Source organism: Flavobacterium sp. (genome assembly GCF_031423415.1).
Taxonomy (GTDB): Bacteria; Bacteroidota; Bacteroidia; order Flavobacteriales; family Flavobacteriaceae; genus Flavobacterium.
Window position 1 is genome coordinate 1 of sequence record NZ_JANPFL010000173.1, and the last position, 13753, is coordinate 13753.

General features: G+C 33.7%; 10 protein-coding genes. 7 read left to right on the forward strand and 3 right to left on the reverse strand.

Translation table 11 applies throughout. The annotated features are described in order from the left end of the window. Positions 1–201: 201 nt before the first annotated feature. From RMO83_RS14615 to RMO83_RS14625, 3 genes are all read left to right on the forward strand, one after another. Positions 202–501 (forward strand): HigA family addiction module antitoxin, encoded by a 300-nt coding sequence (locus RMO83_RS14615; protein ID WP_310560437.1) that lies wholly within the window; start codon positions 202–204, stop codon positions 499–501. Between the two features lie 296 nt (positions 502–797). Beyond that, positions 798–1544, forward strand: a complete 747-nt coding sequence (fabG, locus tag RMO83_RS14620) for a 3-oxoacyl-[acyl-carrier-protein] reductase (protein ID WP_310560438.1) — start codon at positions 798–800, stop codon at positions 1542–1544. Between the two features lie 84 nt (positions 1545–1628). Then, positions 1629–3671 carry a hypothetical protein gene (locus tag RMO83_RS14625; RefSeq protein ID WP_310560439.1) on the forward strand — a complete coding sequence of 681 codons (2043 nt, stop codon included), beginning with the start codon at positions 1629–1631 and terminating at the stop codon, positions 3669–3671. 2 nt (positions 3672–3673) lie between these two features. On the opposite strand, the gene RMO83_RS14630 is transcribed toward RMO83_RS14625, so the two are convergent. Continuing rightward, positions 3674–4405: a YoaK family protein gene (locus RMO83_RS14630; RefSeq protein WP_310560440.1), complete on the reverse strand. Its 732-nt coding sequence runs from the start codon at positions 4403–4405 to the stop codon at positions 3674–3676. 271 nt (positions 4406–4676) lie between these two features. Between RMO83_RS14630 and RMO83_RS14635 the strand changes: the two genes are divergently transcribed. From RMO83_RS14635 to RMO83_RS14645, 3 genes are all read left to right on the forward strand, one after another. Further along, positions 4677–5177: a histidine phosphatase family protein gene (locus RMO83_RS14635; protein ID WP_310560441.1), complete on the forward strand. Its 501-nt coding sequence runs from the start codon at positions 4677–4679 to the stop codon at positions 5175–5177. After that, positions 5174–7246, forward strand: a complete 2073-nt coding sequence (gene ppk1 / locus RMO83_RS14640; RefSeq protein ID WP_310560442.1) for a polyphosphate kinase 1 — start codon at positions 5174–5176, stop codon at positions 7244–7246. Before RMO83_RS14635 ends, ppk1 begins: the two co-directional genes overlap by 4 nt. 81 nt (positions 7247–7327) lie before the next feature. Then, positions 7328–8218, forward strand: coding sequence for an exopolyphosphatase (locus RMO83_RS14645; protein ID WP_310560461.1), 891 nt, complete (start codon positions 7328–7330; stop codon positions 8216–8218). A 14-nt stretch (positions 8219–8232) separates the two neighbouring features. Here the strand turns inward: RMO83_RS14645 and RMO83_RS14650 are convergent, their stop codons facing one another. Both RMO83_RS14650 and RMO83_RS14655 read right to left on the reverse strand, forming a co-directional pair. Next, positions 8233–9288 (reverse strand): proline iminopeptidase-family hydrolase, encoded by a 1056-nt coding sequence (locus RMO83_RS14650; RefSeq protein WP_310560443.1) that lies wholly within the window; start codon positions 9286–9288, stop codon positions 8233–8235. Positions 9289–9307: 19 nt separating this feature from the next. After that, the gene (locus tag RMO83_RS14655) at positions 9308–11080 is read right to left on the reverse strand and encodes a long-chain fatty acid--CoA ligase (protein WP_310560444.1); all 1773 of its coding nucleotides are present in this window, start codon (positions 11078–11080) and stop codon (positions 9308–9310) included. A 321-nt stretch (positions 11081–11401) separates the two neighbouring features. Between RMO83_RS14655 and RMO83_RS14660 the strand changes: the two genes are divergently transcribed. Further along, positions 11402–13735 (forward strand): UvrD-helicase domain-containing protein, encoded by a 2334-nt coding sequence (locus RMO83_RS14660; RefSeq protein WP_310560445.1) that lies wholly within the window; start codon positions 11402–11404, stop codon positions 13733–13735. The last annotated feature ends 18 nt before the right edge of the window (positions 13736–13753 follow it).

Here is a 13753-nt window from a genome sequence, read left to right on the forward strand (position 1 = left end):
TACAATTTTAAGCTCCGATTCAACCAAATCAAGGAACAAATTGTTTTTTGGCTTAATTATTTGTTCAACTTCTATCCTGAAAATAATATTCCTATTTTTGTGGAAATTAAAAATAGCTCTTTTTAAGGGTTGACTATTTAAGTGGGAAAACGATAATGCTTTTGAAGTGCAAATTGTAGATTATCATTAAAATTAAAAGTTATGGAAAATTTAAAAAACATACATCCTGGAGAAGTTTTAAAAGAAGAGTTTCTTGAACCGCTGGGAATTACGGCTTATCGCTTGTCTAAAGAAACTTTTATTCCGCAGACAAGAGTTAGTGAAATTCTTAAAGGAAATCGCAGAATTACTGCCGATACAGCTTTGAGACTTTCTAAATATTTAGGCACCAGCGCAAAGTTTTGGCTTGGACTACAAGATGATTATGATTTGGAAGAAGAATGTAATTCTAAAAAACATAGTTTGGAGAATATCAAGCCAATCGCAAACAACGCAGCATAACAGCAGTCAAAACCCTGCTGTGCGATTCCAATAGTTTTAAGAACGTTTTCTTTTGATTGAACACTTCGGACAGCTGGTCGATAAACAAACAAAATTAGACTTTGGCGACAATTTTTTTGTAAGGCTAATTGAAAAAGTATTTTTTTTCAAACCCACAATTATTGTTATATTTGGCAGCTGTAAATTAGTTCAGAATAAAGTAAAGATTGCTTCGTTCCTCGCAATGACAGATTGCAACGAATAGCAGTAAATAATTGCCTGCCTGCCGGCAGGGTTCCTAAAAAAAATATATAAAAATGAAATTACTCGAAGGAAAAGTAGCCATCATTACCGGTGCAAGTCGCGGAATAGGAAGAGGTATAGCAGAAGTTTTTGCGAAACACGGTGCCAACGTGGCATTCACTTACAGTTCATCAGTAGAATCTGCGCAAGCGTTAGAAAACGAATTGAACGCAATGGGAATCAAAGCCAAAGGCTACCAATCGAATGCTGCCGATTTTAATGAAGCCCAAACTTTTGTAGACAACGTTTTAGCCGAATTTGGCACGGTCGATATCTTAATTAACAATGCTGGAATTACGAAAGACAACTTATTGATGCGGATGTCGGAAGCTGATTTTGACCAAGTCATCAATGTAAACTTGAAATCGGTTTTTAATATGACCAAAGCCATTCAAAGAACGTTCTTGAAACAACGCGCTGGTTCTATCATCAATATTAGTTCGGTGGTAGGCGTTTCTGGCAATGCCGGTCAAACTAATTATGCAGCTTCTAAAGCCGGAGCCATAGGATTTACAAAATCAGTTGCCTTGGAATTAGGTTCCAGAAATATTCGTTGCAATGCTATTGCACCCGGATTTATAGAAACTGAAATGACCGCCAAGTTGAGCGAAGAAGTCGTAAAAGGTTGGAGAGAAGGAATCCCATTAAAGCGTGGCGGAACAACCGAAGATGTTGCCAATGCATGTCTTTTCTTGGCCTCCGATATGAGCACTTATATTACAGGACAAGTTTTGAATGTTTGCGGAGGAATGCTTACTTAAAAATTTAATGATTTTAAAATTGAAAAATTGAAAGATTACTGTAATTTTTTAATCTTTCAATTTTTAATCTTTTAATCAAAAAAAATGACTACAAACACCATTCTATTTCTCCTACTTTCATTAGCAGTATCAGGCGGTTTGTCGTTTTTTCAATATTATTACAAAGCCAAAACCAAGTCGAAAGTGCATTTGGTTTTGGCTTTTTTGCGTTTTTTATCCATTTTTGGGATTTTGCTGCTGTTGATTAATCCGATAATTAGCCGGAAAACGCTGGAAACTATCAAAACTCCTTTACCCATCGTGATGGACAATTCGAGCTCGATTATGGATTTGAAAGCCAACGAAAAGGCATTGGAATTGTATAAAATAGTATCTCAAAACAAGGATTTACAAGAGAAATTTGAAATGCAATCGTATCAATTTGATACTGAGTTTCAACAATCGGAAGTCCCGATAGCTATCGGGATAAATTTCAAAGGAACTCAAACCAATATCGATGAAGTTGCCAAGAACCTGAAAAGCATTTATAAAAACACCACTTTTCCAACGGTTTTAATTACGGATGGAAACCAAACTTCTGGAAATGACTATGTGTATTCTTTTGACGCCAACAATAAAATATATCCACTGGTTGTAGGAGATACAACGAAATTCTTGGATTTAAAAGTTACGCAATTGAACGTCAATAAATATGCTTTTCAGAAGAATAAATTCCCTGTTGAAGTATTTTTGAATTATTCTGGAAACAAAAGTGTAACAGCCAATTTTAGTATTTCGCAAGGGAGTTCCGTTTTGGTTAAACAAAACGTAGCATTTTCTCCATCAAAAAATTCGGTAATTATAAATGTGTTACTTCCTGCAGATAAGGTTGGATTACAAGTGTTTAAAGCGACAATTTCGTCCAAAGAAAAAGAAAAGAACAGGTACAACAATACCAAGAATTTTGCGGTTGAAATCATCGATCAAAAGACCAATATAGCGATTGTTTCTGCCATTAATCACCCTGATTTAGGTGCATTAAAACGAGCCATTGAAAGTAATGCACAACGAAAAGTAACTTTAGTTAAACCAAATTCAATCAATTCATTACAAGATTATGATGTTCTGATTTTGTATCAACCCACAACCGAATTCAAGTCTGTATTGGAGAAGAACAAATTAGCGGGCATTAATACTTTTATTGTTACTGGAAATAGCACTGATTTCAATTTTTTGAACCAACAACAAAATAGTTTGGTTTTTAAGATGAGTGGTCAAAAAGAAGATTATTTGGCGCAATTCAATTCGCAGTTTAATCTTTTTGCACTTGATAATTTAGGCTTCGAAAATTTTCCGCCTTTGCAAAATTCTTTTGGCTCGATAACAACAAAGGGGACGGTTTCGACTTTGCTTTCGTCAAGAATCAGAACTATAGAAACGAACTCGCCATTATTGGCTTTCGATGAAAATCAAGGCAAGCGTTCTGCTTTTTTGTTGGGAGAAAACAGTTGGAAATGGCGTTTACAAAGCCATATCGACAATCAATCTTTTGAAAAATTTGATGTTTTTGTGGATAAAATTATTCAGTTTTTGGCATCTAACGATGCTAGAAAATCATTGGTGGTTCATCACGAAAGTTTCTATAATTCAGGCGAATCAATAGAAATTTCGGCGCAATATTTCAACAAAAACTACGAGTTTGACGAGAAGGCGCGCTTGACTATTTCAGTTACCAATAGCAAAACAAAGCAAACGGTAAACTACGATTTACTAAAGGGCAACAATTCCTTTAAAGTAAATTTGGCTGGACTTGCGGCAGGTGGATATAATTTTTCGGTAAAGGAATTGAATTCAAAAACGAGCTATTCTGGTCATTTCGAAATTCTGGATTTTGACATCGAAAAACAATTTGTTAATCCTGATGTTGAAAAATTACAACAGCTAGCTGCGCAAACTCAAGGTAAAGTGTATTATCCAGATCAGGTAGATTCTTTGATTAAATCACTATTGGAAAATGAAAATTACAAAGCGATTCAAAAAGAAATTATTGCCAAAACCCCTTTGATTGATTGGATTTGGTTACTAGTTTTAATTGCAATTACACTTTCTTCTGAGTGGTTTATTAGAAAATACAATGGGATGTTATAGCACTATTGATGAAAGGTTTTCCTTTTCAGCAGATGGAATTTTAGCCGTAAAAAATCATACCATTGCGCAATAAGAAGTACAAAGGCAGCAACAAACAGCGTTTTTATTTCCAGTATTTGGTAGATAAGTCCACCAAAAAAGCACCCTAAGAAAAAGAAAGAAATGATGGCTAATCGCAGAAATATACTCGTTTTCAACTTTTTTACCTCTTCGACTTTTTTATAAAAAAACAACTGCGACAATTCAATTCCTAAATCTGTAAATAGTCCTGTTAAATGGGTAGTTCTAACGGTCGCTCTAGAAATATTGGTTACTAAAGAATTCTGAATTCCCATAGCAAGCAGCATAAAAAAAGCAGTCAATTTTCCATCTAAAGTGAATAAACCCGAACTAGTCCCGAAAATACCTACCGAAATTAGGATCACCATTTCCAATGTAATTGGTAAAATGTGCGACCAATCGGGATTTTTTAATGCAATTAATTCCTGCAAAAAACTGGAGAGAAAGGAACCTAATAGAAAAAAAATGGTAAATAGAAAAAAGGTAATTGCTGTAGTATAATCGTGTCTCATTATCTCTTCTGCAAAAAAAGCGAAATGGCCGGTTACATTGGTAGTCAACGTTTTTAAAGCTAAAACACCCGTAATATTGACCAATCCTGCAACAAAGGACAATAAAATCGCCAATCTCAAATCGTGAGCAAAAGTCCTGTCTTTACCTCTGTGGCGAAACATAGTGTTTTATTTTAAAATTCATTTTATAAAACAAATTAAAGATTTGTTTTTATTATGCAAAAATACCTCTTTTTAAAGGTGTTAACTTGATTTAAATATTTTTGTGAGCTATTTATTTTAAAAATACGAAAATTTTAGTGCTCACCGCCAAAATATAAAGTAATCTTAGTCAAGATTTTTCTTGAATTTTTAGAATATTAGACTAATTATCAAAATATATTTTGTAATTTGTTTGAAATTTAAAATCGCAGGTGCTACTTTATACTAAAAAATGACTAGCAAAAATCTTATTCTTATACGACATGCAAAATCCAGTTGGGATAGTTTTGTCCAAGACATCGAAAGACCTTTGGCACAACGAGGAATTGACGATATAACTTTAGTTGCAAAAGAAAGTATAAAATTTTTACCCGCTACACTGATACTATTTTCTAGTCCTGCAAAACGAGCTCGTGAAACCGCATCGATTTTTGCAAAGACTATTTTACATCCTTTAGATCGTATCTTTTTTAGTGCCGATCTTTATACCTTTGATGAAAATAAATTAGAAAAGTTTATAAAATCAATTAACAAGGATTATGATAACGTTATTCTTTTTGGTCATAATGATGCCATTACCAATTTTGTTAATAAATTTGGCACTGTAATAATAGCTAACGTTCCAACATCAGGATTAGTTTGGTTGCAATTTGAAACGGATAGTTGGGAAAAATTAGATACAGGAAAAACAATAAAAATAATGTTTCCAAAAAATTTAAAACAAAAAGAGTGAACAAGTACGAATATATAGAAAGAGAAAAAAGTTGGTTAAACTTTAATGCAAGAGTTTTACAAGAGTCAGCAGATGATACCGTACCATTATTAGAAAGATTGCGTTTTTTAGGTATTTTTTCAAATAATTTAGATGAGTTCTTTCGTGTTCGTTTTGCGGCGGTAAGACGGTTAAGTTTGTCTGGAATATCGGGTAAAAATCTTTTTGGAGGAATTTCAGCTCATCAATTATTAAAGGAAATTACCCAAATAGTTATTGAACAACAAGCCGAAAGTTTGCGGATTTTAAAAATTATTGAAACTAAACTCGAAACCGAAAATATATATATTATAGATGAAAATAATATATCGGCTGAGCAAGAAGCGTACTTAAAAGATTTTTTTATTCAAAAACTAAGTCCTGAATTGATTACCATCATTTTAAATGATTTGGCCGAATTTCCTATTCTGAAAGATTCAGTAGGATACTTAGCCGTAAAATTGGTAATGAAAGATAATAATGAGGTTCATTATGCAATGATTGAAATTCCTAATACCATCAATCGATTTGTTGTTTTGCCCTCGAATAATGAAAAACAATATGTGATATTAATCGATGATGTGATCAGACATAATTTAGGAAGTATTTTTAATATTTTTGATTACGACAGTGTATCTGCTCACATGATAAAAATTACTCGTGATGCACAATTAGAAATGGACAGTGACCTGAGTAAAAGTATGCTTGAAAAAATCGCTGCAAGTGTAAAAGACAGACGAATAGGTGAACCTGTTCGTTTTATATATGATGAATTGATTGAAGAAGATACGCTGCAATTTATTCTTGGAAAAATGCATATAATTTCCTCAGACAGCATTATTCCAGGCGGGAAATACCACAATAGAAGAGATTACATGAAATTTCCTAATCTCGGAAGATATGATTTACTTTATACAACAAATCAACCATTGCCGGTTCCAGGACTAAATCTCGAAGGAAGCATCTTGAAGAAAATCAGCAAAAAGGATTATTTGATTCACGCACCTTTTCAGTCTTTTTCTTATCTAACCAAGTTTTTACGTGAATCTGCTTTAGATCCCAGTGTGATTTCCATTAAAATCACTTTATACCGATTAGCCAAAAATTCTCAAATAATCAGTTCACTAATTAATGCGGCTAAGAACGGCAAAAAAGTGACAGTTCAAATTGAATTGCAAGCACGTTTTGACGAAGCTTCAAATATATCGTATGCGGAACAAATGCAAACCGAAGGGATTAATCTTATTTTCGGAATAAAAGGCTTGAAAGTACACAGTAAAATTTGCGTTATCGAAAGACAAGAGGAGGATTCAATAAAAAGGTATGGTTTTATTTCTACGGGAAATTTCAACGAGCAGACCGCCAAGATATATACTGATGTGACTCTATTGACTAGTCATCAACAGATTCTCAAAGATGCTTCCAAAGTTTTTGAGTTTTTCGATATCAATTACAGATTGTACAGATATAAGCATTTAATAGTTTCCCCACATTACACCCGATCTCGTTTTAATCGAATGATAGATAGAGAAATTACAAATGCACTAAACGGAAAAGTGGCTTACATAAAGTTGAAAATGAATAGTTTATCAGATTTTGAAATGATTGATAAACTATATGACGCCAGTAATGCAGGTGTAAAAATACAACTTGAAGTACGAGGAATTTGTTCATTAATTCCAGGTTTGTCTGGCATGAGTGAAAATATTGAAGCCATAAGTATTGTAGATAATTATCTTGAGCATTCCAGAATATATATTTTTGGTAATGAAGGAGATCCTGAGGTTTATATTTCGTCTGCAGATTTTATGACCAGAAATCTTGACGGTAGAGTTGAAGTTACTTGTCCTATTTATGACGAAAAAATTAAAAAAGAATTGATCGAAATATTTGATATAGGATGGAAAGGAAATGTGAAGGCACGTTATCATTCCCAAAAATTAGATAATAAATATAGAGTTCGTAAAGGGTATGAACCTATTTTTAGAGCGCAATTTGAAACCTATAATTATTATCTCAATAAAGTAGAACTAAATCACGAAAATGTTTAATGGAAAAAGTTTAAATCACTTCAATAAATAAAATAAAAATTAATGTTGAATTCAACTGAACGTATTACAAGTAAAGAGGCAATTCTAAATATAAAAAAATATGCAGCAATTGATATTGGTTCAAATGCCATGCGCTTATTGATTACTTATATTGTTGAACAAGAAGGAAAAGAAGCCCAATTTAATAAAAACTCCTTAGTTCGGGTACCCATTCGTTTGGGACAAGATTCCTTTACCGTTGGTGAAATATCGGAAGAAAACATCGACAGAATGATTGATGCCATGAAAGCCTTTCGACTTTTGATGAAGGTTCATAAAGTAGAAGATTATAGAGCTTTAGCGACTTCGGCAATGCGCGAAGCTTATAATGGACAAGAAGTTGTTGAAATTATAAAAGAAAAGGCAGGTATTGATATTGAAATAATTGATGGAAAAAAAGAAGCAATTATTATAGCTTCTACTGATTTACATCATCTTCTAAAATCCGACAAAACATATTTATATGTTGATGTTGGTGGCGGTAGCACTGAATTTTCACTTTTCTCGAACGGCAAAATTGTAGTTTCTAAATCATTCAAAGCTGGAACAGTTCGTTTTCTAAACAAAATGGTATGTGATATTGTTTGGGAAGAAATGGAAAAATGGATAAAACTGAACACCAAAGATTATGATGAAGTAATTCTAATTGGTTCTGGCGGAAACATCAATAAATTATTCAAAATGTCTGGAAAATTACAAGATAAACCCTTGTCATATATCTATTTGAATTCGCAATATGCTTTTTTAAATTCACTGACTTACGAACAAAGAATTTCCGAATTGAGTTTGAATCCTGACCGTTCCGATGTAATTATTCCTGCAACACAAATCTATCTCAATGCAATGAAATGGAGTGGTGCAAGAAATATATATGTTCCAAAAATTGGACTTTCAGACGGAATCGTAAAAGCCATGTACTATGGAAAGATCTAATAGTAAGTGATTTATTAAAGTGATTTAAGGAAATCACCGCTATCAACGTCTTTCAAGAATTTAATCAAACCCGGAAAATAATGTTCCTGATCGTCGTATTGGGAGCAATGACTACCATTTGGACAGTATAAAAATCGCCCATTTTGTACTTCTTTCGAAATCCATTCCATGTGTTTTGGATCCATAGTGTCGTATTGAGAACCAATGACCAATGCTGGAACCGTTAACGTTTTAAGTTGGTCTGTGATATCCCAATTTTTTAAAGTAGCATCACCAGTGATTCCAAACTCACTCGGACCCTGCATATAAACATATACATTTGGATTCAAATGTTTGAAAGCTCTGTTGATGGATTCCGGCCATTTTTCAATCGGCATTCTAAGAATATGTTCAGTGTAATAATATTTAAAAAGAAGTTCAGTATATTTAGGATTAGTGTAATCTTTGTTTTTTTCGAAGGTTTTTATTTGGCTAAATACCGCTGGCGGCAATTTTGGACCCAAGACTTCCTCCGCATATTTATTATAAGCCGGAGCGCTAGCCATCATATTAGAAATGATAAGGCCTTTTAGATTTTTTTGGTATTTTAATGCATATTCCATAGCCAGAATTCCGCCCCAAGATTGTCCTAACAAATAAAAATTAGAATTGTCTAATTTCAAAGCTTTCCTTACCTGTTCTACTTCTTCGACAAAACGTTCTGTTGTCCATAAGCGATTGTCATTGGGTTGGTCACTATAATAAGAACCTAATTGGTCATAGTAGATATATTCAATACTTTCGTTTGGAAAATAGCCGTCAAAACTTTCGAAGAATTCGTGAGTTCCTCCAGGACCACCGTGAAGTAGAAGCACTTTTATTTTTGGATTATTACCAACTCTCTTGGTCCAAACGTTAAATTTTCCAATAGGAGTATCGATGGGAATCATTTTGATACCGCCAGTAGATTGATCATCACTTTTGGAGTAATCATTATAATTCTCTTTAATAGAATCCTGAGGTTTACTTTCTTTGCAACCAGAAAAAAATTGGATAAATAGTAGTGAGCAAATGAATAGTTTTATTTTCATAGTTGAATACTCTAAAAAGTTAATTATAAATTTTAGCAAATAAATCTTTGTACTTTTCCATAACAATTTTCCGTTTTAATTTCATTGTTGGTGTTAAATGTCCTCCGTCAATAGACCAAATATCAGGTGTTAATTCAAAACGTTTGATTTTTTCCCAGTTTCCAAATTTTTCATTAACAACATCAATTTCATCTTGAATACGTTCAATTACCTTTGGATTTGAAATAATTTCTTCGTTAGTTGACCCTACCTTGATTCCGTGTATTTGTTGCCAAGACTTCACAAACTCAAAATTAGGTTGAATAAATGCTGCTGGCATTTTTTGCCCATCGCCAATAACCATAATCTGTTCGATAAAACGGGATTGCTTCATAGCATTCTCGAGTAGTTGTGGCGAAATGTATTTTCCTCCCGATGTTTTAAACATTTCTTTTTTTCTATCGGTAATTTTCAAGAATCCTTCAGAATCAATTTCGCCAATATCTCCTGTATGAAAATAGCCATCTACAATGGCTTCTTTGGTTAAAACTTCGTCTTTAAAATAACCCATCATTACATTGGGACCTTTACAAAGAATTTCGCCATCGGCAGCAATTTTTACCTTAACATTGTTGATTATTTTTCCGGCTGTTCCAATTTTGAAACCTCTGTTTCGTTGATCATTTACAGATATTACTGGCGAAGTTTCGGACAATCCGTAGCCTTCCATTACTGGTATTTCTGCTGCTGCAAATATTCTTGCAAGTCGAGGTTGAAGTGCAGCACTACCGTTTACAATTAAGTCCAGTTTTCCTCCTAATCCAGCTTTCCATTTGCTAAAAATAAGTTTTCTAGCTAGCTTTAATTGCATTTCATACCACCAGCCATTTGCTCCGTTGGGTTCATATTTTAGACCAATATTGACTGCCCAAAAGAACAATTTCTTTTTTACACCAGTAAGTTCTGAACCTTTTGCTATAATTTTGTCATAAACTTTCTCAATAAGTCTCGGAACACCAGTCATTACTGTTGGTTGAACTTCTTTTATGTTATCAGAGATTTTTTCTATTGATTCTCCAAAATAAATTGCACAACCATAATACTGATAAATATAGGTTACCATTCTTTCATAAATATGACAAATTGGTAAAAAACTCAACGCACGACTTTTTCCTACATCAAATGGTATTCTGTCTGATGAATCTAAAACGTTAGAAACAATATTATTATGCGAAAGCATTACGCCTTTAGGTTTTCCAGTGGTTCCGGAAGTGTAAATTATTGTAGCTAATTCTAATGGTTTAACATTATTTTTTCTATCTTCTACAACATCTTGATTACTCGTGTCTTTTCCTAAATCTACTATTTCGCTCCAGTTTTTACAACTTTTAATTTCGTTAAATGAATAAATTTCTAATAGATTTGGGACGTTTTTTTTAATTGCATTTATCTTTTGTAACACTTCATCGTCCGAAACAAAACAATATATTGCTTCAGAATGATTTAAAATATATTCGTAATCGTTTTCTGAAATCGTTGGATATATGGGAACGGTTTGTGCACCTATTTGCAATATTCCAACATCCATTATATACCATTCTGTTCTATTATTGGAGGATATAATAGCAATTTTATCATTTTTATTAATGCCTAATCGTAGCAATCCTCTCGAAATAGCATTTGCTTTATCGATATATTCTTGTGTAGAAGTTTTTATCCAGTCTCCGTTATATTTAGTAACTAAAGCATCTGGAATATTGTAGTGCTCTAATTGGTAATAAGGAAAATCAAATAGTCTAGTGATATTGGTCATTTGGAAAAATATTAATTTGATGCAAATTAGTAAAAAATATGTTGTTTATGTTTATTTTATAAAAAAAGGACGCAAAAAAAATTAATCGTATTGTAATGAAGGTGTTTAATTATGAATAGATAGTTTAAAAAGTTCATTAACCGAAGTGCTTTCTACAGATAGTTAAATTTTAACTAGAAAAGTAGGGATTTAAACTCAGTTGAAATAGTTATTAATTTATTGTCTTTCAAAAATAAACATCAAAAAAAACAAGCATTTTGATTTTATATAAATCAAATTTCTAAATCTTAAATCCTTATTTTTGCATTCAATAGAAATTTTATGCAGAAATACATCGATCAACTTAATGAAGCGCAACGCGAACCTGTACTCCAAAAAGACGGGCCAATGATTATTATTGCCGGCGCAGGTTCAGGAAAAACTCGAGTGTTGACTATTCGTATTGCCTATTTGATGAGTTTAGGTGTGGATGCTTTCAGTATTTTGTCCCTGACTTTTACCAATAAAGCGGCACGCGAAATGAAAAAGCGTATCTCTGATATTGTGGGTTCCAATGAAGCTAAGAATCTTTGGATGGGCACTTTTCACTCGGTTTTTGCACGGATTCTTCGTTCCGAGGCCGATAAGTTGGGTTATCCTTCTAATTTTACTATTTATGATACGCAGGATTCTGTTCGAGCGATTTCGGCTATTATCAAAGAAATGCAACTGGACCGAGATGTTTACAAGCCGAAACAGGTACTAAGTAGAATTTCTTCTTATAAAAATAGTTTAATCACAGTAAAAGCGTATTTCAATAACCCCGAATTACAAGAAGCCGATGCGATGAGCAAAAAACCTCGTTTAGGCGAGATTTATCAAAATTATGTAGAACGTTGTTTCAAATCGGGTGCGATGGATTTTGACGATTTGTTATTAAAAACGAATGAATTACTAACTCGCTTCCCAGAAGTTTTAGCGAAATACCAGAACCGTTTCCGTTATATTTTGGTCGATGAGTACCAAGATACGAACCATTCGCAGTATTTGATTGTACGAGCTTTATCAGATAAATTTCAAAATATTTGCGTGGTAGGTGATGATGCCCAAAGTATTTATGCGTTCCGTGGTGCCAATATCAATAACATTCTGAATTTCCAAAAAGATTACGAAGGCGTGAAAACCTTTCGATTGGAGCAAAATTATCGTTCGACCAAAAATATTGTGGAAGCAGCCAATACGATAATTGATAAAAATAAAACCAAACTCGACAAAATTGTTTGGACAGCCAATGATCTTGGTCCCAAAATAAAAGTGCATCGCAGCTTAACCGATGCTGAAGAAGGGCGTTTTGTGGCCAGCACGATTTTCGAACAAAAGATGCAACACCAGATGCTAAATGGGCAATTTGCTATTTTGTACCGTACCAATGCGCAATCTCGTGCCATGGAAGATGCGCTTAGAAAAAGAGATATTCCATATCGAATTTACGGTGGATTGTCTTTTTATCAAAGAAAAGAAATCAAGGATGTGTTGTGCTATTTACGATTGGTGCTCAATCCAAAAGATGAAGAAGCATTAGTTCGAGTGATCAATTATCCAGCTCGTGGAATAGGAGATACGACGGTTGAAAAATTGACTGTTGCCGCCAATCATTATAAGCGTTCCATCTTTGAAGTAATGCAGAATATTGATAAAATAGATTTGAAACTAAATTCTGGAACCAAACAAAAATTGCAGGATTTTGTAACGATGATTCAAAGTTTCCAGATCATCAATGAAAATCAAGATGCCTTTTATATCACTGATCACGTAGCTAAAAAAACTGGATTGGTTCAGGAGTTAAAAAAAGATGCAACTCCGGAAGGAATGGCAAAAATTCAGAATATCGAAGAATTATTGAACGGAATCAAGGATTTTACCGAAGGGCAAAGAGAGATTGACGGTGCTCGTGGCGCTTTATCCGAATTTATGGAAGACGTAGCTTTGGCCACCGATTTAGACAAAGATACAAGCGACGAAGATCGTGTAGCGTTGATGACCATTCATTTAGCCAAGGGATTAGAATTTCCACACGTTTTTGTGGTTGGAATGGAAGAAGATTTGTTTCCCAGCGCAATGAGTATGAGCACGCGAAGCGAACTCGAAGAAGAACGTCGTTTGTTTTATGTTGCTTTAACCAGAGCAGAACATCAAGCTTATTTGACGTATGCGCAATCGCGTTACCGTTGGGGAAAACTGACCGACAGTGAACCTTCACGATTTATCGAAGAAATCGATTCGCAATATTTAGAATATTTGACGCCAGAAGAAAATAATTACCGTTATAAACCAATGATCGACAGCGATATTTTCGGGGATGTTGATAAATCTAAATTGCGATTAGCAAAACCTATTGCAGGAACGCCGCCCAATTATGTTACTAATAACGAACAGAAACCCGACATCAATATTCGTAAACTGAAACCAGTTTCTAGTAATTCAACGTCGGGTGGAGCTAATTTGTTTGATAATAAATTGGTAGTTGGACATATCGTGATGCACGAGCGCTTTGGAAAAGGTGAAGTATTGAATCTGGAAGGTGTTGGTGCAGACAAAAAAGCCGAAATCAAATTTGAAGTGGGTGGAATTAAAAAATTGTTGTTACGATTTGCAAAATTGGATGTGATTGGGTAATTTAATTTATAATAGTAT

Coding starts and splice junctions, on each gene's coding strand:
- RMO83_RS14635 (WP_310560441.1), top strand. CDS start 4,677: ATGACTAGCAAAAATCTTATTCTTATACGACATGCAAAATCCAGTTGG.
- RMO83_RS14615 (WP_310560437.1), top strand. CDS start 202: ATGGAAAATTTAAAAAACATACATCCTGGAGAAGTTTTAAAAGAAGAG.
- RMO83_RS14625 (WP_310560439.1), top strand. CDS start 1,629: ATGACTACAAACACCATTCTATTTCTCCTACTTTCATTAGCAGTATCA.
- RMO83_RS14655 (WP_310560444.1), bottom strand. CDS start 11,080: ATGACCAATATCACTAGACTATTTGATTTTCCTTATTACCAATTAGAG.
- fabG (WP_310560438.1), top strand. CDS start 798: ATGAAATTACTCGAAGGAAAAGTAGCCATCATTACCGGTGCAAGTCGC.
- RMO83_RS14650 (WP_310560443.1), bottom strand. CDS start 9,288: ATGAAAATAAAACTATTCATTTGCTCACTACTATTTATCCAATTTTTT.
- RMO83_RS14630 (WP_310560440.1), bottom strand. CDS start 4,405: ATGTTTCGCCACAGAGGTAAAGACAGGACTTTTGCTCACGATTTGAGA.
- RMO83_RS14660 (WP_310560445.1), top strand. CDS start 11,402: ATGCAGAAATACATCGATCAACTTAATGAAGCGCAACGCGAACCTGTA.